The 21427-nt window shown below is 64.1% G+C and carries 18 protein-coding genes and 1 pseudogene; 1 reads left to right on the top strand and 18 read right to left on the bottom strand.

Annotated elements, in window-relative coordinates; translation table 11 throughout:
- Positions 1 to 153 precede the first annotated feature (153 nt).
- From M1D87_RS13225 to M1D87_RS13305, 17 genes and pseudogenes are all read right to left on the bottom strand, one after another.
- The gene (locus M1D87_RS13225) at positions 154 to 2106 is read right to left on the bottom strand and encodes an acetoacetate--CoA ligase (RefSeq protein WP_123084160.1); all 1953 of its coding nucleotides are present in this window, start codon (positions 2104 to 2106) and stop codon (positions 154 to 156) included.
- An 87-nt stretch (positions 2107 to 2193) separates the two neighbouring features.
- Complete coding sequence (gene eco / locus M1D87_RS13230; RefSeq protein WP_015270251.1) at positions 2194 to 2673, bottom strand: serine protease inhibitor ecotin; 480 nt, start codon at positions 2671 to 2673, stop codon at positions 2194 to 2196.
- Positions 2674 to 2728: 55 nt separating this feature from the next.
- Positions 2729 to 3499 (bottom strand): 3-hydroxybutyrate dehydrogenase, encoded by a 771-nt coding sequence (gene hbdH / locus M1D87_RS13235; protein ID WP_023660865.1) that lies wholly within the window; start codon positions 3497 to 3499, stop codon positions 2729 to 2731.
- A 10-nt stretch (positions 3500 to 3509) separates the two neighbouring features.
- Positions 3510 to 4901, bottom strand: coding sequence for a GntP family permease (locus tag M1D87_RS13240; RefSeq protein ID WP_123084159.1), 1392 nt, complete (start codon positions 4899 to 4901; stop codon positions 3510 to 3512).
- A 269-nt stretch (positions 4902 to 5170) separates the two neighbouring features.
- The gene (locus M1D87_RS13245; RefSeq protein WP_015270254.1) at positions 5171 to 6553 is read right to left on the bottom strand and encodes a sigma-54 interaction domain-containing protein; all 1383 of its coding nucleotides are present in this window, start codon (positions 6551 to 6553) and stop codon (positions 5171 to 5173) included.
- 119 nt (positions 6554 to 6672) lie between these two features.
- Entirely contained in the window at positions 6673 to 7689 is a 1017-nt protein-coding gene (locus M1D87_RS13250) for an ABC transporter permease (protein ID WP_025339234.1), read from the bottom strand.
- Entirely contained in the window at positions 7689 to 8747 is a 1059-nt protein-coding gene (locus M1D87_RS13255; RefSeq protein ID WP_123084157.1) for a microcin C ABC transporter permease YejB, read from the bottom strand. Before M1D87_RS13255 ends, M1D87_RS13250 begins: the two co-directional genes overlap by 1 nt.
- Complete coding sequence (locus tag M1D87_RS13260; protein ID WP_232881670.1) at positions 8744 to 10672, bottom strand: extracellular solute-binding protein; 1929 nt, start codon at positions 10670 to 10672, stop codon at positions 8744 to 8746. Before M1D87_RS13260 ends, M1D87_RS13255 begins: the two co-directional genes overlap by 4 nt.
- A gap of 11 nt (positions 10673 to 10683) precedes the next feature.
- Complete coding sequence (locus tag M1D87_RS13265) at positions 10684 to 10965, bottom strand: peptidylprolyl isomerase (RefSeq protein WP_123084155.1); 282 nt, start codon at positions 10963 to 10965, stop codon at positions 10684 to 10686.
- Between the two features lie 80 nt (positions 10966 to 11045).
- Positions 11046 to 12101: a 3-deoxy-7-phosphoheptulonate synthase gene (locus M1D87_RS13270; protein WP_123084154.1), complete on the bottom strand. Its 1056-nt coding sequence runs from the start codon at positions 12099 to 12101 to the stop codon at positions 11046 to 11048.
- Between the two features lie 555 nt (positions 12102 to 12656).
- Entirely contained in the window at positions 12657 to 13208 is a 552-nt protein-coding gene (locus M1D87_RS13275; RefSeq protein ID WP_013972562.1) for a YbhB/YbcL family Raf kinase inhibitor-like protein, read from the bottom strand.
- Between the two features lie 48 nt (positions 13209 to 13256).
- Complete coding sequence (locus tag M1D87_RS13280; RefSeq protein ID WP_039613437.1) at positions 13257 to 13565, bottom strand: hypothetical protein; 309 nt, start codon at positions 13563 to 13565, stop codon at positions 13257 to 13259.
- 146 nt (positions 13566 to 13711) lie between these two features.
- Entirely contained in the window at positions 13712 to 14677 is a 966-nt protein-coding gene (locus M1D87_RS13285; protein ID WP_123084153.1) for an endonuclease, read from the bottom strand.
- Between the two features lie 14 nt (positions 14678 to 14691).
- The gene (locus M1D87_RS13290; RefSeq protein WP_123084152.1) at positions 14692 to 15075 is read right to left on the bottom strand and encodes a hypothetical protein; all 384 of its coding nucleotides are present in this window, start codon (positions 15073 to 15075) and stop codon (positions 14692 to 14694) included.
- A 211-nt stretch (positions 15076 to 15286) separates the two neighbouring features.
- Positions 15287 to 15607: pseudogene (locus tag M1D87_RS13295) on the bottom strand (BamA/TamA family outer membrane protein); the annotation flags it as partial.
- Between the two features lie 251 nt (positions 15608 to 15858).
- Entirely contained in the window at positions 15859 to 17043 is a 1185-nt protein-coding gene (locus M1D87_RS13300; RefSeq protein WP_123084151.1) for an MFS transporter, read from the bottom strand.
- Between the two features lie 80 nt (positions 17044 to 17123).
- Positions 17124 to 18005: a LysR family transcriptional regulator gene (locus tag M1D87_RS13305; RefSeq protein ID WP_123084150.1), complete on the bottom strand. Its 882-nt coding sequence runs from the start codon at positions 18003 to 18005 to the stop codon at positions 17124 to 17126.
- A 170-nt stretch (positions 18006 to 18175) separates the two neighbouring features.
- On the opposite strand from M1D87_RS13305, the gene M1D87_RS13310 reads away from it, so the two are divergent.
- Positions 18176 to 19819 carry an acetolactate synthase large subunit gene (locus M1D87_RS13310; protein WP_013972567.1) on the top strand — a complete coding sequence of 548 codons (1644 nt, stop codon included), beginning with the start codon at positions 18176 to 18178 and terminating at the stop codon, positions 19817 to 19819.
- A 255-nt stretch (positions 19820 to 20074) separates the two neighbouring features.
- Here M1D87_RS13310 and M1D87_RS13315 read toward each other — a convergent pair whose 3' ends face one another.
- The gene (locus tag M1D87_RS13315) at positions 20075 to 21397 is read right to left on the bottom strand and encodes an APC family permease (RefSeq protein ID WP_123084149.1); all 1323 of its coding nucleotides are present in this window, start codon (positions 21395 to 21397) and stop codon (positions 20075 to 20077) included.
- Positions 21398 to 21427: the final 30 nt, after the last annotated feature.

A 21427-nucleotide genomic window follows, 5' to 3' on the forward strand; every position in this document is an offset into this window, starting at 1 on the left:
GCTGAGGCGATTACGCGTCCCTTGTAGGAGCGGCCTTGTGTCGCGATGGGGCGCGAAGCGGCCCCGGCAACTTGTGCTGCGAAGCTGAAAACCTGGGGCCGCTTCGCGCCCCATCGCGACACAAGGCCGCTCCTACAGGGACGGTGACAAGGGTCAGGTTTGCAACTCCTCGCGATCCCGAAACTGCTCCAGCGCCTCGGGGTTGGCCAAAGCGTCGGTGTTCTTCACCGGCAAGCCATGCACCACATTGCGAATCGCCAACTCCACCAGCTTGCCGCTGATGGTACGCGGGATGTCATCGACCTGGGCGATCACCGCCGGTACATGGCGGGGCGTGGTGAACTGGCGGATCACCTGGCGGATGTGCTGGCGCAGGGCCTCATCCAGCTGCAGGCCGTCACGCAGGCGAACGAACAGCACCACCCGCACATCGCCTTGCCAGTCCTGGCCGATGGCCACGCTTTCCAGCACCTGCTCGACCTTTTCCACCTGGCGGTAGATCTCCGCCGTGCCAATGCGCACGCCACCGGGGTTGAGCACGGCATCGGAGCGGCCATGAATCACCAGTCCGCCGTCGGCACGCTGTTCGGCGTAGTCGCCCTGAGCCCACACTCCCGGAAACTGGCTGAAGTAGGCGTCGTGATAGCGGCTGCCGTCCGTGTCCTTCCAGAACCCCAGCGGCATGGACGGGAAGTTGCGCGTGCACACCAGCTCGCCTTTTTCGCCCAGCACCGGCTGGCCATGCTCGTTCCACACCTCCACCGCCATGCCCAGGCCCTTGCACTGGATCTCGCCACGGCGCACTGGAAGGGTCGGGTTGCCCAGCACGAAGCAAGAGACGATATCGGTACCGCCGGACATCGACGCCAGGCACAGGTCGGCCTTGATCTTGCGGTACACGTAGTCGTAGCTGTGTGGCGACAGTGGCGAGCCGGTGGACAGTAGCAGGCGCAAGCGCGCCAGGCGGTGGCTTGCCGCAGGCTCCAGGCCCGCCTGCTCCAGCGCCGCCAGGTACTTGGCGCTGGTACCGAATGCCTGGATATCCTCGGCGTCGATCAGGTCCAGCAGCCGCTCGGGGCCGGGATGGAAGGGCGAGCCGTCATACAGCACCAGCGTGGCGCCCACCGCCAGGCCGCTGACCAGCCAGTTCCACATCATCCAGCCGCAGGTGGTGTAGTAGAACAGTACGTCATCGGCTTTCAGGTCATTGTGCAGGCCATGTTCCTTCAGGTGCTGCAACAACACGCCGCCAGCGCGGTGGACAATGCACTTGGGCACGCCGGTGGTGCCGCTGGAATACAGGATGTACAGCGGGTGGTCGAAGGGCAGCGGGGTGAAGCGGGGCTCGCCGCCGGGCTGATAGAACTCGTTCCACAGGCTGACATTGGCGGCGTGGAATTCGTCGACACGCGTTCCGCTGCGGGTGTGGGGTACCACGATCAGCTGTTCCAGCCCGGGCAGCTGCGCGCACACCTGGTTGACCTTGTCCACCTGGTCGATGGCTTTGCCTGCGTACTGGTACCCGGCGCAGGCGATCAGCAGCTTGGGCTCGATCTGACCGAAGCGGTCGATGATGCCGTGCACGCCAAACTCGGGCGAGGAGCTGGACCACACCGCACCGAGGCTGGTGCAGGCAAGCATGGCGACCAGTGTCTGCCAGGTATTGGGCATGATGGCGGCTACGCGGTCGCCGGGGCCGATGCCGGCGGCCTTCAAGGCTGTTTGCAGGCCGGCCACCTGGGCGGCTAGCTGGGCATGGGTGAACAGCTGACGCTGGCCGTCTTCGCGCACGGCGACCAGGGCCGGGCGGTCGTCACGGCGGCGCAGCAGGTGTTCGGCAAAGTTGAGGGTGGCGTCGGCGAACCACTGGGCATCGGGCATCTGCGGCCCTTCGCTGAGCACCTGGCTTGGCGGGTTATGCCAGTGAACGTGGAAGTAGTCGGCAACGGTTTGCCAGAAGGCAGGGCGCTGCTCGATGCTCCAGCGGTGCAGCGCGTGGTAGTCGTCGAGTTGCAAGTTGTAACGCAGGTTGACCCGGCGGCGGAAGGCATCCATCCGGCTGGCCTCGATCTGCGCCGTGGAGGGGCGCCAGAGCACATCGTTCATGCCGAACCTCCAGATGATCATTTGGATTCGAGGGCGCCTTCGCGGGCTCGCCCGCGAAGAAGCCCCCTGGCAGCAGGGGCTTGCGCGTTACTCTACTTTAGCCTTTTGCACGTCCTGCGACGCGGTCCACACGCGGTAGCGCACTTCGACGTCCTTGGGCACATACACCACCACCGGCAGCTTGCTGTTGTAGCGCAGCATGAAGCCTTCACCGACCACTGGCACGAAGGCCTCGGTCTTCTTGCCATCGGGGCAGGCCATCAGTGTGCTGGCCGGGCCGCTGACCTTGTCCAGGCGGTAGTAGCTGTAGCCCCAGCCTTCCAGGGTACGTTCCTCCAGGCTGCCGCCCAGGCGCTGGCGATTGCAGTCCACCTTCAGGGTCTTGCCGGCGAGGATTTCCAGTTGATAGGCCGACTCATCAGCCTGGGCCGGCAGGTGGATGACCTGCCGGGTGAAGCCTTTTTCCGCCTCGGGGTAGGGCGCGACGTCCTTCAGGCTGGCTGCCATCGCGGGTGCGGCGGCAGCCAGGGTCAGGGCCAGAATCGCGGTCATCGGGGTTGGGCGCATAGGGCCTCCTTGCAGATAAACGAATGCAAGACCGCCGCCAGGCCCAGGCCGCCCGTCACTGGGCCAACCAGCCACCATCGACGTTCCAGGCGGCACCGCGAACCTGGCTACCGGCCTCGCTGCACAAGAATAGTACCAGCTCACCCAGGTGCTCGGGGGTGACGAAGGCCAGCGATGGCTGTTTTTCTGCCAGCAGATCGTGCTGCGCTTGCAGCGGATCGCCACCGTTGGCAGCACGATCGTCGATCTGCTTCTGCACCAGCGGGGTCAACACCCAGCCAGGGCAGATGGCATTGCAGGTGACGTTGCTGGTGGCGGTTTCCAGGCCCACCACTTTGGTCAGGCCGACCACGCCGTGCTTGGCCGCCACATAGGCCGCCTTGCCGGTAGAGCCGACCAGGCCGTGCACGGAAGCGATGTTGATGATGCGCCCCCAATTGCGCGTGCGCATGCCGGGCAGGGCCAGTCGCGTAGCGTGGAACACGGCCGACAGGTTGAGGGCGATGATCTTGTCCCAACTTTCCAGCGGGAACTGCTCCACCGGCGCCACGTGCTGGATACCGGCGTTGTTGACCAGGATGTCGACGTCGCCGAACTCGCGCGCGGCCACGGCGAACAGCGCTTCGATCTGGGCCACGTCCGAGAGGTCGGCCGGGTGATGGACTACCTTTACCCCGTGCCGGGCGATCTCCGCCAGCGCCGGTGCAGGGTCGCCGAAGCCGTTGAGCACGATGTTGGCGCCTGCGCGAGCCAGTACCTGGGCAATGCCCAAGCCTATGCCGCTGGTGGAACCGGTGACGAGAGCGGTCTTGCCTTTGAGGGTCATGCAAAGCTCCTTAGACGATGCCGGTGGCGTAGTACGTGGCGATGACCACGAACACCGCCAGGGTCTTGATCAGGGTAATACCGAAAATGTCCTTGTAGGCCTCGCGGTGGGTCAGCCCGGTCACGGCCAGCAGGGTGATGACCGCACCGTTGTGCGGCAGGGTGTCCATGCCACCGCTGGCCATGGCGGCCACGCGGTGCAGTACTTCGAGCGGTATGTTGGCGGCATTGGCGGCGGCGATGAAGGTGTCGCCCATGGCCGCCAGGGCGATGCTCATGCCGCCCGAGGCAGAGCCGGTGATGCCGGCCAGCAAGGTCACGGTAATCGCTTCGTTGACCAGTGGGTTGGGGATGCCGCGCAGGGCGTCGGCCAATACCAGGAAGCCCGGCAGCGAGGCGATCACCGCGCCAAAGCCGTATTCCGAGGCGGTGTTCATGGCCGCCAGCAAGGCGCCGCCCACGGCGCTTTTGGTGCCTTCGGCCAGGCGGGCACGGATGGCGCCGAAGGCACACACCAGCACCATCAGGATGCCCACCAGCAACGCTGCCTGCACCGCCCAGATGGCCGTGAGCTTGGCCACATCGCTTTGCACCGGTGCGCTCATGCCGGGCAGTTGCAGGCTGTGACTTGGGCCGTACCACTGCGGGATCCAGTGGGTGAACAGCAAGTTCATCACCCCCACAAGCAGCAGCGGCGACAGGGCCAGCCAAGGGTTGGGCAGCGCCAGGTCGGCTGCGGTTTCCGGTTCGTTGCGCAAATCGCTGCCATAGCCTTCACCGGCGCGCTGGGCCTTGTTGCGCTGGCGCTGCAGGTAGGCCATGCCGGCGCAGAACACGAACAATGTGCCGATCAGGCCCAGCCATGGCGCGGCCCAGGCGGTGGTGTTGAAGAAGGTGCTAGGGATGATGTTCTGGATCTGCGGGGTGCCGGGCAGGGCATCCATGGTGAACGAGAACGCGCCCAGGGCGATGGTTGCCGGAATCAGGCGTTTGGGGATATTGCTCTGGCGGAACATCTCGGCGGCGAACGGGTACACCGCGAACACCACCACGAACAGCGAAACGCCGCCGTAGGTGAGCAGCGCGCAGACCAGCACGATCACCAGCATCGCCTGGCGGGTGCCGAGCACGCGGATGGCGGCGGCGACGATCGAGCGCGAGAAACCGGACAGCTCGATCAGCTTGCCGAACACGGCGCCCAGCAGGAACACCGGGAAGTAGAGCTTGATGAAACCGACCATTTTCTCCATGAACACCCCGGTGAATGCGGGGGCCACGGCGGACGGGTCGGTGAGCATTACTGCACCGAGGGCGGCGATGGGGGCGAAGAGGATTACGCTGTAGCCGCGGTAGGCAGCCAGCATCAGCAGGGCCAGAGCGGCGAGGGCGATGAGCACGGTCATCGGGGTGGGTCTCCTGGGTGAGTCTTGTTTTTATCGGTGAGCAGGAGATAGCGGGAATCGTGCCAGTTTTTAACTCATTGATTTATATGGTTATTTTGTTCTCTTCTGAATTTTTGTCTCTGTCTTGAGATTTTGGGGCCGCTTTGCGGCCCATCGCGACACAAGGCCGCTCCTACATGTGCACCGCGATCTCCTGTAGGAGCGGCCTTGTGTCGCGATCGAGGGCAAAGCCCTCGCGACAGTCTCTAAATGGAAACAAAAGTCTCCACTCAGAGACCGAGCGCTACCATCTTCTTATATAGCGTTGACCGCCCCAGTCCTAACGCCGACGCAGCTTCCGGCACATTTCCCCCATGTTCGGCCAGTGCCCCAACAATCAGCTCGCGCTCAAATGCCTCACAGGCCTCACGGTAAGTCTGCCGCATAGGTTCACCCGCCACCGGGCTCAACGGCCCCAATGCCGCCCGCAGATCCGCCACCCCCAGCCGCGGCTGATCTGCCAGCAGCGTGGCCCGCTCCAGCACATTGCGCAGCTCGCGAATGTTCCCCGGCCATGCATGCCGCGCCAGTAGCTGCTGCGCTTCGGCCTCCAGCTCATACTGGCTGCCCAGTTCGCCCAGGATGGCCTCGCACAGCGCCGGCAGATCCTCCAGCCGTTGCCGCAGTGGTGGCACCTCGATCGGCAGCACATTGAGCCGGTAATACAGATCGGCGCGGAATGCCCCGCGGGCGATGGCGGCCTGCAGGTCGATGGAAGTGGCGGCAATGATGCGCACATCACTGCGCAGCATCTGGTTCGAGCCTACCGGCTCGTACTCTTTCTCCTGCAATACCCGCAGCAGCTTGCTCTGCAGGGCCAGCGGCATGTCGCCGATCTCGTCGAGGAACAGCGTGCCGCCTTCGGCCAGTTGCAGCTTGCCGCTGCGGCCCTTGCGGTCGGCGCCGGTAAAGGCGCCGGGGGCGGTGCCGAAAAATTCGGCTTCCAGCAGTGTTTCGGGGATCGCCGCACTGTTGATGCTGACAAACGCCTTGTGCGCCCGCGCCGACGCCGCATGGATGGCATGGGCCAGCAGTTCCTTGCCGGTGCCGGTTTCGCCCAGCAGCAACACCGGCGAATCACTGCTCGCGCCACGCCGGGCGCGGCGCTTGGCCTCCAGGCTGGCGGCGCTGCTGCCGACGAACTGGGCGAAGCTGTACTTAGCCTGGCGAGCGCGCAACTGCGAGCGGGTCGAGGCCAGTTCCTGCTGCATGCTGGAGTAGCGTTTGAGCAGCGGCGACAGGCTGCGCAACTCATCGAACAGGGCAAAGCCGATGGCGCCGATCAGCGCGCCCTGGTCGTCGTGGATGGGCAGGCGCATTACCACCAGCGGCTCGTTCGGGGTGTCGAGCATGTCCAGCAGGATTGGCCGGCCATTGTTCACCACCTCGCGCATCAGGCTGCCCGGGATCACCGCCTCGCATGGCTGGCCGATGGCACTGGCGGCGTCGGCCAGGCCAAAGCGCCGGGCGTAGCGCTCGTTCATCCAGACGATGCGCGCCTGGCGGTCGACGATTACCGTGCCCTCGCTGGACTGCTCGATGATCTCGAACAACGAGCGGATCGCCAGTTGCCGTACCTGGGGGTAGTCCTTGAGGCTGTCGCTGTCGTGCATGGGTAGAAATCCTGAAATCTGTGTAAGCAGGGCTGGCCTCTTCGCGGGTAAACCCGCTCCTACAGGGTCACCACAAACCTTGAGGCGGGTTTACCCGCGAATGGGCCAGACCTGAAATCCTATCCCCTGGGGTCGAACGCCTCGCGCAAGGCATCCCCGATAAACACCAGCAGCGACAGGATCACCGCCAGCGCAAAGAACGCGGTAAAGCCCAGCCACGGCGCCTCCAGGTGCTGTTTGCCCTGGGTCACCAGCTCTCCCAGCGAAGCACTCCCTGCCGGCATGCCGAAACCCAGAAAATCCAGTGCAGTCAGGGTGGTGATCGCCCCGGTCAGCATGAACGGCACATAGGTCAGCGTTGCGTTCATGGCATTGGGCAGGATGTGCCGCAGCATCACCTGGCTGTCTGGCAACCCCAGTGCCCTTGCGGCCTTCACGTACTCCAGGTTGCGACCGCGCAGGAACTCTGCGCGCACCACGTCGACCAGCGTCAGCCAGGAGAACAGCGCCATGATCCCCAGCAGCCACCAGAAGTCCGGCTCGACGAACCCGCTGAGGATGATCAGCAGGTACAGCACCGGCAACCCCGACCACACCTCCAGCAGGCGCTGGCCGACCAGGTCGACCCAGCCGCCGTGGTAGCCCTGCAAAGCACCGGCCGCCACCCCGATCAGCACGCTGACTACGGTCAGGGCGAAAGCGAACAGCAAGGATACCCGGGTGCCATACAGCACCCGGGCCAGCACGTCGCGGCCCTGGTCGTCGGTACCCAGCCAGTTGCTCGCGCTCGGCGGGCTGGGGGTGGGCACCTGCAGGTCGTAGTTGGGGGTATCGGCGCTGAACGGGATGGGGGCGAACAGCATCCAGCCACCTTGCTGCTCGATCAACTGGCGTACATAGGCGCTGCGGTAGTCTGGCTGGAACGGCAGCTGGCCGCCGAACTGCTGCTCGGTGTAACGCTTGAGCGCCGGCACGTAGAGGTCGCCCTTGTAGCCCAGCAGCAGCGGTTTGTCGTTGGCCACCAGCTCGGCGCACAGGCTCAGCAGCAGAAGGGCGGCGAACAGCCACAGCGAAACCCAGCCGAGGCGGTTGCGGCGAAAGCGTTGCAGGCGACGACGCGAGATCGGTGAAAGCATCAGCGCGCCCTCGTGTCGAAGTCGATACGCGGGTCGAGCAGGGTGTACGACAGGTCACCGATCAGGCGGATCAGCAGGCCCGCCAGGGTGAAGATGAACAGCGTGCCGAACACCACCGGGTAGTCCCGCGACACGGCCGCTTCGTAACTCATGCGGCCCAGGCCATCGAGCGAGAAGATCACCTCGATCAGCAACGAGCCGGCGAAGAACACCGTGATCAACGCCTGCGGCAAGCCGGCCACCACCAGCAGCATGGCATTGCGCAGCACGTGGCCATACAGCACCCGGCGTTCGCTCAGGCCCTTGGCGCGGGCGGTAACCACGTATTGCCGGGAAATCTCGTCGAGGAAGGCATTCTTGGTCAGCAGCGTCAGGGTGGCGAAGCCGCCGATCACCAGGGCGCCGACCGGCAGCACCAGGTGCCAGAAGTAGTCGGCGACCTTGCCCAGCAGGCTGAGCTCGTCGAAGTTGTCCGAGACCAGGCCGCGCACCGGGAACCAGCTGAGCGAGGTGCCGCCGGCGAACAGCACTATCAGCAACAGGGCGAACAGGAACGAGGGCAGGGCATAGCCGACCACGATCAGTGCACTGCTCCAGGCATCGAAGCGGCTGCCATGGCGCACCGCCTTGCGGATGCCCAGCGGGATCGACACCAGGTAGGTGATCAGCGTGGCCCAGAAGCCCAGCGACAGGGTTACCGGCAACTTGTCGAGGATCAGGTCGGTGACCTTGGCGCCGCGGAAGAAGCTGTTGCCGAAGTCCAGCCGGGCGTACTGGCCCAGCATCAGCCACAGGCGCTCGGGGGCGGACTTGTCGAAGCCGTACTGGCGTTTGATCTCCTCGATCAGTTTCGGGTCCAGGCCACGGGTAGCACGTGACTCGCCGTGCACCACCTCGGCCCGGGCACCGGGAGCGCCGCCGCCGATACCTTGCAGGCGTGCCACCGCCTGCTCCACCGGGCCTCCCGGTGCGGCCTGGACGATCAGGAAGTTGACCAACAGGATCGCCAGCAGGGTCGGGACGATCAGCAGCAGACGGCGCAGTATGTAAGTGGTCATGGCGAGGATTTCCGGCGTTCGGCCATTTGCGCGTTGGTCAGCGCGGCAGGGCTGACTTCCCACCAGGTGTCCAGGCCTTCGTCATAGGCAGCCTGGACCTTGGGCAGGCCGAAGCGGTTCCACCAGACAGTGGAGCTGCCCGGTGGGTAGTAGTTGGGGATCCAGTAGTAGTTCCATTGCAGCACCCGGTCCAGGGCATGGGCGTGGTACAGCATGTCGGCCTGGGTGTCGGCGCGCACCAGGCCGTCGATCAGGCGGTCCACGGCAGGGTCCTGCAGCACCATCAGGTTGTTCGACCCAGGGTCGTGGGCCGCCGCCGAGCCAAAATAGTTGTACAGCTCGGCGCCGGGCGACAGGGTGACCGGGTAGCCGGTGACGATCATGTCGTAGTCACGTGCCATCAGGCGGTTGACGTACTGGGCCGAATCGACGTTGCGGATGTCCAGGGTCACGCCAATCTGGGCCAGGTTACGCTTCCACGGCAGCAGCAGGCGCTCCATGCCTGCCTGGCCGTTGAGGAAGGTGAACGCCAGCGGCGTGCCCTGGCTGTTCACCAGGCGGTCGCCTTCGGGGCGCCAGCCGGCTTGTTCGAGCAGCGCCAGTGCCTGCAGCTGCTGCTTGCGGATGATCCCCGAACCATCGGTGACCGGGGCGGTGAACACGGTGCTGAAGACTTCGTCCGGCACCTTGCCGCGCAACGGTTCGAGCAGTTTCAACTCGCCGGCATCCGGCAGTTGGCGGGCGGCCAGCGGGGTATTGGAGAACACGCTCTGCTGGCGGATGTACATGTTGCGCATCATCTGCCGGTTGCTCCACTCGTAGTCCCACAGCATGCCCAGCGCCTGGCGCACGCGACGGTCCTTGAACTGCGGCCGGTCGAGGTTGAACACGAAGCCTTGGGCCACCTGCGGTTTGGCCGGGCCCAGGTGGGCGCGCTGCAGGCGGCCGTCGTCCAGTTGCGCGCCGTTGTAGCCCAGGGTGTAGGCGGTGGCGGAGAATTCGCGGTTGTAGTCGTAGCCGCCGCCTTTGAGCACCTGCCGCGCCACTTCGGTATCACCGAAGTACTCGATGCGCAGCTTGTCGAAATTGTAGCGGCCACGGCTGACCGGCAGATCGCGCGCCCACCAGTTGGCGTCGCGCTGGAAGGTGATGCTGCGGCCGTTGTCGATGCTCCCGATACGGTACGGCCCGCTGCCGACCGGTTTGTCGAAGCCGGCGCCGTTGGCAAAATCGCGCTGCTGCCAGTCGTGTTCGGGCAGAACCGGCAGGCTGGCGAGGTCCAGTGGCAGGGTGCGGCCGTGGTCAGGCTTGAAGTCGAAACGCACGCTGTGTGGGCTTTCCACCACGACGGCGGCAACATCGGCGAACTGGGTGCGATACCTCAGGCTGCCCTTGCTCATCAGCAGCTCGAAGGTAAAGCGTACGTCCTCGGCGCGCACCGGCTTGCCGTCGGCGAAGGTGGCACGCGGGTCGATCTCGAACCGCAGCCAGGCATCCTCCGGGCCGCGCTCCATGCGCCGGGCGATCAGGCCGTAGACGGTGTAGGGTTCATCGAACGAGCGCACGGCCAGTGGCGCGTACAGCAGGCCATCGACCTCGCTGACACCGATGCCTTTGTCGATGTACGGCAGGATATGGTCGAACTGGCCAATCTCGATGGCCGAGCGGCGCAGGATGCCGCCTTTGGGGGCGTCGGGGTTGACGTAGTCGAAATGCTGGAAGCTGGCGCTGTAACGGGGGGCTTCGCCGTAGACGGTGAGGGCGTGGGTGGGTGCAGCCTGGCTATTGAAGGAAAAACAAAGCAGAAAAAGGTAACACAGGGCCTGTGGGAGCGGGTTCACCCGCGAATGCGTCCGTTCACGCAACGTCGTTGCCTGATCTGGCGCTTTCGCGGGTGAACCCGCTCCCACAGGGGACATGAGCAGCTACTGGCTACTTAGTCCTGGCGGCTGGTCACTTCCAGCAGGTGGTAGCCGAACTGGGTCTTGACCGGGCCTTGCACGGTATTGATCGGGGCGCTGAACACCACGGTGTCGAACTCCTTGACCATCTGGCCCGGGCCGAACGAGCCCAGGTCACCGCCCTGGCGGCTGGACGGGCAGGTGGAGTTGGCTTTGGCGATTTCAGCGAAGTCGGCGCCTGCTTCGATCTGGGCTTTCAGTTCGTTGCATTTCTCTTCGCTGCTGACCAGGATGTGGCGGGCGGTTGCACGGGCCATGGGTACTGCTCCTTGGGGTAAAAAAGGCAAGCCTAGCGCACTTGTCCGGGGTATGTCTCGCCAGGCTTGCGTCCCGCTGCCTAGAGTTTTTGTGCCGCCTCGCGCAACAGGGTTTCGGTCGAGGCCCAGCCCAGGCAACCGTCGGTGATCGACACGCCGTATTTCAGCGCGCCCTTGCCCAGCGCCTGGCAGCCGTCGAACAGGTGCCCTTCGATCATCACGCCGACGATCGAGCGGTCGCCGGCCAGGCGCTGCTCCAGCACATCGTTGAAAACGGCCGGCTGACGCGCCGGGTCCTTGCCGCTGTTGGCATGGCTGCAATCGACCATGATCCGCGCCTGCAACCCGGCCTTGGCCAGCGCCTGGCGGGCCTTGGCGATGCTGTTGGCGTCGAAGTTCGGGCCCTTGTGGCCGCCGCGCAGCACCAGGTGGGTGTCCGGGTTGCCCAAGGTCTCGATGATGGCCGGGTAGCCCTGCGCATCCATGCCGAAGTGGCGGTGCGAGTGGGCGGCGCTACGCATGGCGTCGCTGGCGATGGCGATGCCGCCGTCGGTGCCGTTCTTGAAGCCGACCGGCAGCTCCAGGCCACTGACCATTTCGCGGTGGATCTGCGACTCGGTGGTGCGCGCGCCAATCGCGGCCCAGGCCAGAAGGTCATCGAAGTAGCCGGCGGCCATTGGCTGCAGCAGTTCGGTGGCAACCGGCAGGCCGCGTTCGATCATGTTCAGCATCAGCCCGCGGGACAGGGCGATGCCGGCGTGCATGTCGTCGCTGCCATCGAGGTGCGGGTCGTAGGCCAGGCCCTTCCAGCCGACCGTGGTGCGGGGTTTTTCGACGTAGGCGCGCATCACCAGCAGCAGCTTGTCGTCGACTTCGCGGCTGAGGGCTGCCAGGCGGTCGGCGTATTCCAGGGCCGAGCGCGGGTCGTGGATCGAGCACGGGCCAACGATCACCAGCAGGCGCTTGTCGCGGCCTTCGAGGATGTCGCGGATGGCCTGGCGGTGGGCATGGACTTGCTGGGTAAGTTCGCTGGACAGCGGCATTTGCTGCTTGAGCAGGTGCGGGCTGGGCAGGCGCTGGCTGACGGTGGTGTTGGCTGCTTGCGGCTGGGTCAGGGCGAGGCTGGAAGCGTGCATGGCGTTTTTTCCCTGGGCGGACGGCGGGTTCTGGCCCGCGTCGTCGGCCCTATCGAGGTGTTCGACAAGTCGTTGAATTCGTATTGGCTGCTGCATTGCCACCTGTGGAAGACCGAACGGAGGCGGCAGGCTGGCCCGAACGGGATTGGCTAAATCGCCAGGCGTAGGTGTTTGCGTAGTAATAAGTGGCGTAGTTCATGAATCTGTCCTCAATGTGAATCGGTGTTGTTCAAAGGCCTGAAAAGCAAAACCCCCGGTCGGGGAGCCGACCGGGGGTTTGAGTATTCTCATGTTCGGCGGCCCCTCGAAGGTGGGCGCCGTGTGGGTATCGGCGCCTAGTGGCTAAACCAATACCCAAAGTAATAGCTGGCAGGTGCCACGCAGCCGGCAACGGCCAGCACAGGGCGCAGGGTGCGACCGGTGTGGTTGGCGTGGTTGCGGGTGTGTTTCGGCATGTTGCTCTCCAGTGAATGAGCCCGAGCTTACTTCAGTTCGACTGGGCCATTCAATGGATAAATGCTATGGGGGTGTTTAATTGTTCCGGTACGGCCAGGCTCAGTGGCCATAGCGCCCGACCAGGCTCTGCGCCCCCAGCGCGTGGCCTTGCAGCAGTTGCAGCAGGCCGCTGCGGTCCAGGCCTTCGGGCAGGGTGCCCAATGGCAGGTCGGTGGCGATCAGCGTCAGCGCGTAGTGGTGCGGGTTGTCGCCGGCGGGTGGGCAGGGGCCGCGGTAGCTGAGCGTGCCCCGCGAGTTGCGCCCCACGGTCACGCCTTGCCCGGTCAGCCCGGCGACGCCTTCCTTCAGCCCATCCTGGGCCGGGTCGATGTTGTAGGCGATCCAGTGGACCACGCCAATACCCTTGCCGCCGTCCGGATCGAACATGATCAGTGCCAGCGACTGAGTGCCTGCGGGGAGGTTGTCCCAGCTCAGTTGCGGGGTGCGCTCTTCGCCAGCACCACAGGCCGGGTCCGGGCCAACCTGCTGCAAGGCGATCACGCCGCCATCGGTGAAGGACGATGAGCTGATCGACAGCGCGCCCTGGCTGCCAGCGACGGCCAAGGCGCTGCAAGGCAGCAGGGCGGCGAGCAGCCAGGGTTTGAGGTTCATGGTGAATCCTTGGCAGGGCGTTCCGGCGCAGTGTAGCCCAGGCCGGCCTCAATGGCTGTCCTGGTCCTCGGCGGTGCCACCGGTGTGCCCGGCGCCGGAGCCGGTGGCTTCGCCGGTGCTGTTCGAGCCGCCAGCGGCGCCGTCGGCGGCATCGCTGTTGCTGCCGGTGTCGCTGCTGTCATTGGTTTTGCTGCTGCCTGGGCTGTTTACGCTGCTGTCTTCACCGGCGGTCTTGCCACCGTGCTGGTCGGTTTGCGGGCGGCTGTCGGTGTCTGTGTCGGTGGCGGCGAAGCTGGTGCCAGTGACGCTGACCAGGGCGAGGGCAAGGCACAGTGAAAGTGGGCGAATGCGGATCATGGAACCTCTCCTTTACGGATGATCTGTCATTCGTTGGGCTGGGGGCGGGGAGTGGGGTGCCGTCTGGGCGACGGATGGTCATTGTTGCGGGCTGCCGTGCAGCCCGCTCGATTGCAAGGGGGCCGCGCAGGCCCCGAGGAAGGCGATCAGCGGCAGTTGCCCGCCTTGCGATAACCCGCTGCCTGCGCCTCACCCTCTGTGGCGAAGGTGACCTGGTTCTTCGCGGTAACCTGGGTATAGCCCGGGCAGCCGACGGAGAGGTGATAGACATGGCTGTTGCGGTTGCCAAGCACCGCCCCCACCGACCCGGCACTGGCCAGGCTCGGCTTGGCCTCTGGCTTGGCATCCTTCGCCGGCACCGCTTGCACTACGCCACTGCCGACCGGCTTGTAGTTGGCGGTCCATTTGCGTTCCCCGGTCACGAAGGGGTTGGCATGCCCCATGATCGCGGCAATGCGCCGGTCACGCTCTTTCTCCCAGGCAGACACCGGGTGCTGTTTGTCCCAGGCCATCAGCAACTGCTGCTGTTGGCGCGACATGCTCAGCTTGTAACGGTCGTACATGTAGAAGGTGGTACGGGCGACCAGGCCTTTCACTTCGTCGCGTGGTTCGGCAGCACGCTGCACGAAGTCCACCTTGGTGGTGCACTGCCCGTATTGCCCTGCATTGCCAGCAACCATGCCGTAGTTGAAATTGCTGCGATCACCGTTTACCTCGCCCACTGCCGGGTACAGGTTGAACAGGTCGGCCTCCATGGCGCGGAACACCGGGTCGTCATCCACGCAATGCTCGCGGCCGCCATTCTTCCAGCACTGGCGCTGGTTGCCGAAGGTGTAGGCCGGCACGATGTGTTCCCATTCGGTGCGTTCGGCGCGGTTCTGCTGCTTGCGGGTCTGGTAGCCGCACGAGGCGGCATCGATACGCCCGCCAGACTTGCCCACCCAGGCCCATTTGCAACCGCAGTACAGGTCGCCCATGGCACTGCTGGCCTGGTCCATGTACACCTTCTGCTTGGCCACCACCTTGGCCTCGGTGAAGGTTGCCGGCGGGCTGGCCAGGGCAGGGAGGGTGAAGGAAAACAGTAAGGATACGGCGTAAAGCAGTGATTTCATGGGAAAAACATATTTCAGGTTGGGGCATGCATTGTAATCATTTCCTTGGGGCTGGCCAGCTCGCTGATCCACACCAGTGGGCGGTGCGGGTCGTCGCTGCCCATGCTGCTGAACGTGGCCGAGTCGAGCATCGCCTTGAGCTGGGTGGCCATGCGCAGCAGGCGATCGATGAAGCCGGTACCGACGGCGCCGGTGTCCTCCATGGAAACACCGCTCTGGTTGTGCTGGATTGCCAGGTGGTAGTGGCTGACCCCGGCACCGTTGCCACTGCCGCCAAGTACCACGGTGAAGCGAGGGCCGAGCAGCCCGGCCAGGCGCTGCTGGACCAGGTCAAGTAGCGCGAGCGGGACTTCGTCGGGGCGCAGTGAAGTGGGGAAGCATGGTGTGAAGGGTGGCATGGGCATGTCCTGCTAGGCGGGGGTACGAGTCCTGGGCAGCTTAAGCAAGGTCACTGTCAAAGGGGTAAAAGCGGGTAATGCTCAACGCCAGCTCGGTGCGGTCTCTGTAGGAGCAGCCTTGTGCTGCGAAGAGGCCAATCATGCCTCTACATTTCCGTCGGCCGTGCTGGCCTCTTCGCAGCACAAGGCTGCTCCTACACGGAGTCAGGCATCAGAAGGTCTGCCCCAGCGAGAACTGGAAGATCTGGGTTTCTGCCCCATCCTGCTTCTTCAGCGGTGCCGCCAGGCTGAAACTCAACGGCCCCATTGGGCTGTACCAGGTCACGCCAACCCCCAGCGACACGGCCATCTGTGCCAGGTCCACGCTGCCGCAGCCCTGGGTGGTCGACAGGTAGCAGGTGTCGGCGTACACGTTGCCGGCATCGACGAACACCGAGCTGCGCAGCTGGCTCTGGTCCTTCACGAACGGCAACGGGAAGATGTACTCGGCGCCGCCGGCAATCAGGATGTTGCCGCCCGCATCCTCTTCATCAGTACCGAAGGCGCCACTGCGCCTGGCATATATGCGGACCTGTTGGGTGAGACAGCCAGCCTGGTACTGGCCCGCCAGCAAGCCTGGCGCGTTGAAGTTTGATTCGGGGGCCGCTTTGCGGCCCTTTCGCGACGCAAGGCCGCTCCCACAAAGATGGCATCGTCCTAGAGGGCAATGCAGAACCTGTAGGAGCGGCCTTGTGTCGCGATAGGGCTGCGCAGCAGCCCCAAAGTTCAGAACCGCATTCGGTCCTAATGCCCGCCCTTCATCCGCCGTGCCACCAGGTAGATCCCCAGCCCAACCAGCGCCGTAGCCGCGCCGATGTACCCGGTGCTGGTCCAGCCCATACCTGCGGTAATCGCCATGCCACCCAGCCACGGCCCCAGCGCATTGGCCAGGTTGAACGCCGCATGGTTGGACGCCGCCGCCAGGCTTGGCGCTTCATGGGCAATGTCCATCAGGCGGATCTGCAACGGCGCCGCCAGGGCAATCATGGTGCCGACCAGGCCAATGCCCAGCAGCAGGCTCCACAGCGCCTGTGCGGCAAAGCTGAAGAACAGCAGCACGGCAATCGACCACACCAGCACCAGCCCGACGGCGCGGAACTGCAGGCGGTCGAACAGCTTGCCACCGGCGATGTTGCCGACGATGCCGCCGACGCCGAATGCCGCCAGGCCGAATGGAATCCACTGCGGCGACACCTGGGTCACCTGCAACATGGTCGGCGCCAGGTAGCTGAACACACAGAACATGCCGGCAAAGCCGATCGAGGCGATGCCCAGCGCCATCCACACTTGCGGCAGGGTGAAGGCTTGCAGTTCCTTGCGCGGGTCGCTGCGCACTTCATCGTGGCGCTGGGGCACGAAGCGCCAGACCAGGGCGATGGTGCACAGGGCGATCACGCCGACCAGCACGAATGCCGAGCGCCAGCCGAAGTACTGGCCCAGCAAGGTGGCAACCGGGTTGCCGAGCAACATGGCCACGGTCAGCCCCATCATCACCCGGGCCACGGCCCCCGCACGCTGGTCCCTGGCCACCATGCTCGATGCCACTACCGCCGCGATGCCGAAGTAGGCACCGTGGGGCAGGCCGCTGATGAAGCGGAAGGCGACCAGGCCACCGAACGAGGGGGCGAAGGCGGTAGCCAGGTTGCCTACGGCATACAACGCCATCAACAACAGCAGCATGTGCTTGCGCAACAGCCTGGCACCGATGATCGCCAGTGTCGGGGCGCCAACCATCACCCCCAGCGCATAGGCGCTGATGGCATGGCCCACCTGGGGCTCGCTCAATTGCAGATTGCTGGCGATATCGGGCATCAGGCCCATGATGGCGAACTCGCCGGTGCCAATGGCAAAGCTGCCCAGCGCCATGGCGGCTTCCATCTTCGCGACGGTACTTTTGCTAGGGAGAGGGGGTAATTCCTGAACTGACATCTGGATCCTTGTGAAACATGCTGAAACGTTCAAGGTGGGATCATAGTCAACTCGCGATAGTGACGTCGAGCAAGGTGGAGTCAGCGCTCCAGGTAATGAGTCTGCGCGGCAAAATCGATGAAGCGCTTGCTGGCCAGCGAAAGGTATTCCCCCGAGCGCCAGCACAAGCGGAAGCTCATCTGCTGCGCTGGCTGGAACGGTACGCCGACGATGCCCGGCGTGCGCTGTTGCACCGAGCGCAGCAGGGTCGCCACGCCCATGTTGTCCAGCGCGGCCTGTACCACCAGCGATACGAAGTTGCTTTGCAGCGCTACCCGGTAGGTGATGCCATGTTCGGCAAAGAACGCATCCAGCAGGTGACGTTGCACGAAGGTGCGGTCGAACACCACCATGTCGGTATTGCGCAGGTCCTCGGCTGTGAGGAAGGCCTTGCCAGCATAGGGATGGTCAGGGTGCATGCACGCCAGCATCTCATCGCTGCCCAAGAGGATCGATTCCTTGTCGGGCGGCACGCGCCGGGACTCCAGCAGCGCCAGGTCGATCTCCCGTTGTTCCAGGCGATGGCCGATGTCCTCGGCACTGCCTTCGAACACGGTCATGGCAATGCCCGGGTACAGCTGGCGGAAGGCGTTCATCAGGCCGGGCACATAGTGCAGGCCGAACATCGGCGGGATACCCAGGCGCACTTCGCCGCGCTTCAGGTCGGCCATGTCGCGCAGCTCTTGCCGGGCCACATCCATTTCCCGCAGGGCCGCTGCAATACGTGGCAGGAAGCGTTCGCCCTCGGCTGTCAGGATGACTTTGCGTGTGGTGCGGTTGAACAGGGTGACGCCCAGTTCTTCTTCCAGGCGGGTAACGGCCATGCTCAGTGCCGGCTGGGCGATATGCAGGTGCTGCGCGGCTTTGGTGAAGCTGCCTTGGCGCACGATCTCGACGCAGCAGCGCAATGCCTTGAGGTTCATTGAGGGGGTTTACCGTTCATAACAAACTGTGATGCCAAGCATCATAACAATATATTTATTATTATTAACCAGAGGGCCTACGATGCGCGCCACTGAGACATCCTGCAACATCTCAGTCACGCAGCTTAATAAATCTGCAATCCCACGAAGATTTTGAGGTAGTACCCCAAATGGCCAAGGCCGCCGATGTCGTTGTGCAATGCCTGGAAAACGAAGGTGTCGAGTATGTGTTCGGCATTCCTGGTGAGGAAAACCTCGACCTGCTCGAATCCCTGCGCAAGTCGAAGATCAAGCTGGTACTTACCCGTCACGAGCAGTCCGCAGGTTTCATGGCTGCCACCTATGGTCGCCTGACCGGCAAGACCGGCGTCAGCCTGTCGACCCTCGGCCCTGGCGCCACCAACCTGGTCACCGCCAGCGCCTATGCCTACCTGGGCGGCATGCCGATGATGATGATCACCGGCCAGAAGCCGATCAAGAAGTCCAAGCAGGGCCGTTTCCAGATCATCGATGTGTGCGGCATGATGGACCCCATCACCAAGTACACCCACCAGTTCGCCTCCGCCGACAACATCCCTTCGCGCATGCGCGAAGCCTTCCGCCTGGCTGAAGAAGAAAAGCCGGGTGCCGTGCACCTGGAGCTGCCGGAAGACATCGCCGCCGAGCAGACCGACGCACTGCCGATCCCGCCAAGCCTGCACCGCCGCCCGTTGGCCGAGCACGTGGCGATCGACGCCGCCGTACAAAAGCTGCTGAACGCCCGTAACCCGATCCTGGTGATCGGCGCCGGCGCCAACCGCAAGATGACCGCCAAGGTCCTCAAGCAGCTGATCGACAAGACCGGTATCCCGTTCATCACAACCCAGATGGGCAAAGGTGTGGTCGACGAGCGCCACCCGCGCTTCCTGGGCAACGCCGCACTGTCGTCGGGTGACTTCGTGCACCGCGCCGTCGAAGCCGCCGACCTGATCGTCAACATCGGCCACGACGTGATCGAGAAGCCGCCGTTCTTCATGGTCCGTGGCGGCACCGAGGTCATCCACATCAACTTCCGCTCCGCCGAAGTCGATGCCGTGTACTTCCCGCAGGTTGAAGTGATCGGCGACATCGCCAACGCCGTATGGCAGATCAGCGAAGCGCTGAACGACACTTCGCACTGGGATTTCACCCGCCTGATGGCGATCCGTGAAGCCAACGAAGCTCAGATCGCCGAAGGTGCTGACGACAACCGCTTCCCGGTCTACCCGCAGCGCATGGTCGCCGACATCCGTCGCGTGCTGCCGTCCGAAGGCATCGTTGCCCTGGACAACGGCATCTACAAGATCTGGTTCGCTCGTAACTACAAGGCACACAAGCCGAACACCGTGCTGCTGGACAACGCCCTGGCAACCATGGGCGCCGGCCTGCCATCGGCCATGGCCGCGCACCTGGTGCACCCGGACCGCCCGGTGATCTCGGTTTGCGGCGACGGCGGTTTCATGATGAACAGCCAGGAGCTGGAAACTGCGGTACGCCTGGGCATGCACATCACCGTGGTGATCCTGCGTGACGACGGCTACGGCATGATTCGCTGGAAGCAGGCCAACATGGGCTTCACCGATTTCGGCCTGGACTACGGCAACCCGGACTTCGTCAAGTACGCCGAAGCCTACGGTGCCAACGGCCACCGCGTGGAAAGCGCCGAAGGCCTGCTGCCGCTGCTCGAGCACTGCATCAAGACCCCGGGCGTGCACGTGATCGACTGCCCGGTCGATTACAGCGAGAACGACCGCATCCTCAACAGCGAGCTGCGTGAGCGCGCGCTGGCGGTGTAAGGCCTGACAGGATCGGCGCCACCTCAAGGCTGGCGCCGAACCTGTGTAGGAGCGGCCTTGCGTCGCGATGGGCCGCAAAGCGGCCCCCGGATTTCAGCATCAACGCAACAATCGCCGGGCTGCCATGCAGCCCATCGCGACGCTAGGCCGCTCCTGCACGGCTAGCGACCTGCCTTAGACTCAACCGCAAACACCGGCGCCGCCGGTGCCATCCAGAGCATCGCTCAAAGCGCCGTATCGACCTGAGTGGACAGCTCAGGCTTCCTCGAAGTGCATCTCCGGGGGCTTGCGCTTGAAACCACGGGTAATCACCGTCAGGTAGAGCACGCCGAGGCAGAGCCAGCCTGCCCCCAGGTAGATCGCCAGGTGATCAAGACTTGCCATCAGCCACAACGTGGATGCAAAGCCCACCAAGGGGAACGCGAGGTACATCAGTAGCGCGTTCGCACCACGCTGCTGCATGGCGACCCAGTAGTGGAAGATCACCGCCAGGTTGACCAGGCTGAAGGCGAGAAATGCACCGAAGTTGATGAACGAGGTGGAGGTCGTCACGTCCATGCGCAAGGCAAGCAGGGCGACCACCCCGCACAGGATGATGCTGGGCACCGGCGTGCTGAAGCGTTCGCTCAACCTTCCAAAGAATGACCTGGGCAGCACTCCGTCACGCCCCATCGCATACAGCAGCCGGGAGGCGCTGGCCTGTGCCGACAGGCCAGAAGTGAACTGGCCGACGATCAGCCCCAGCAGGAAGATGCTGACGAAGATGTCGCCACCGATGTTCTGGGCGATTTCATAAGCCGCCGCGTCGGCGTTGGCAAAGTTGGTGGACGGGTGAGCGAGCTGAACGAAGTAGCTGCAGGCGATGAACAGCCCGCCACCGATCAGGGTGATCAGCAGGATGGCTTTCGGGATGTTCTTGCGTGGTTCCTTGGTTTCTTCGGTCAGGGTGCTGACCGCGTCGAAGCCCAGGAATGAATAGCAGGCAATCGCCGCACCGCTCATGATCAGCGGCAACTGGGTGCCTTCCTTGTAGAACGGCTCGAGTGTCCACAGCGGTACCGTGGGGTCGCCCCAGACATAGTGCACAGCCAGTGCAACGAACGCCGCCAGCACCAGCAGCTGAATGAACATCAACAGGCCATTGACGGTCTTGGCCAGCCGCAGGCCGATCACATTGATCGTTGTGGTGATGCCGATGAATGCCAGCACCCAAATGGCTTGTGGCACGCCCGGGAACGCCGAGTGCAGATAGGCCGCGCCAATGAGCCAGATCGCCATGGGCAGGAACAGGTAGTCGAGCAACACCGCCCAACCGGTGATGAAGCCCAGCTGCGGGCTGATCGATTTGCGCACATAGGTATAGGCGGACCCGGCGACCGGGAAGGCGCGCGCCATGTGGCCGTAGCTCAAGGCGGTAAAGAGCATGGCGATGGCTGCAGCGAGGTAGGCTGCAGGTACCCTCCCTCCCGTGGTCTCGGCCAGGATGCCGAATGTGCCCAGGACGATGATGGGGGTCATATAAGCGATGCCGAAAAGCACCACCGAGCCCAGCGAAAGCGTTCGCTTGAGTGTGGCCATTACTGCTTGCTCCAGCTTGTGATTGTTATT

Source organism: Pseudomonas sp. SA233 (assembly GCF_054792385.1).

Coding starts and splice junctions, on each gene's coding strand:
- M1D87_RS13300 (WP_123084151.1), bottom strand. CDS start 17,043: ATGTCAGTTCAGGAATTACCCCCTCTCCCTAGCAAAAGTACCGTCGCG.
- M1D87_RS13285 (WP_123084153.1), bottom strand. CDS start 14,677: ATGAAATCACTGCTTTACGCCGTATCCTTACTGTTTTCCTTCACCCTC.
- M1D87_RS13280 (WP_039613437.1), bottom strand. CDS start 13,565: ATGATCCGCATTCGCCCACTTTCACTGTGCCTTGCCCTCGCCCTGGTC.
- M1D87_RS13225 (WP_123084160.1), bottom strand. CDS start 2,106: ATGAACGATGTGCTCTGGCGCCCCTCCACGGCGCAGATCGAGGCCAGC.
- hbdH (WP_023660865.1), bottom strand. CDS start 3,499: ATGACCCTCAAAGGCAAGACCGCTCTCGTCACCGGTTCCACCAGCGGC.
- M1D87_RS13265 (WP_123084155.1), bottom strand. CDS start 10,965: ATGGCCCGTGCAACCGCCCGCCACATCCTGGTCAGCAGCGAAGAGAAA.
- M1D87_RS13305 (WP_123084150.1), bottom strand. CDS start 18,005: ATGAACCTCAAGGCATTGCGCTGCTGCGTCGAGATCGTGCGCCAAGGC.
- M1D87_RS13255 (WP_123084157.1), bottom strand. CDS start 8,747: ATGACCACTTACATACTGCGCCGTCTGCTGCTGATCGTCCCGACCCTG.
- M1D87_RS13240 (WP_123084159.1), bottom strand. CDS start 4,901: ATGACCGTGCTCATCGCCCTCGCCGCTCTGGCCCTGCTGATGCTGGCT.
- M1D87_RS13250 (WP_025339234.1), bottom strand. CDS start 7,689: ATGCTTTCACCGATCTCGCGTCGTCGCCTGCAACGCTTTCGCCGCAAC.
- eco (WP_015270251.1), bottom strand. CDS start 2,673: ATGCGCCCAACCCCGATGACCGCGATTCTGGCCCTGACCCTGGCTGCC.
- M1D87_RS13275 (WP_013972562.1), bottom strand. CDS start 13,208: ATGAACCTCAAACCCTGGCTGCTCGCCGCCCTGCTGCCTTGCAGCGCC.
- M1D87_RS13290 (WP_123084152.1), bottom strand. CDS start 15,075: ATGCCACCCTTCACACCATGCTTCCCCACTTCACTGCGCCCCGACGAA.
- M1D87_RS13270 (WP_123084154.1), bottom strand. CDS start 12,101: ATGCACGCTTCCAGCCTCGCCCTGACCCAGCCGCAAGCAGCCAACACC.
- M1D87_RS13310 (WP_013972567.1), top strand. CDS start 18,176: ATGGCCAAGGCCGCCGATGTCGTTGTGCAATGCCTGGAAAACGAAGGT.
- M1D87_RS13245 (WP_015270254.1), bottom strand. CDS start 6,553: ATGCACGACAGCGACAGCCTCAAGGACTACCCCCAGGTACGGCAACTG.
- M1D87_RS13315 (WP_123084149.1), bottom strand. CDS start 21,397: ATGGCCACACTCAAGCGAACGCTTTCGCTGGGCTCGGTGGTGCTTTTC.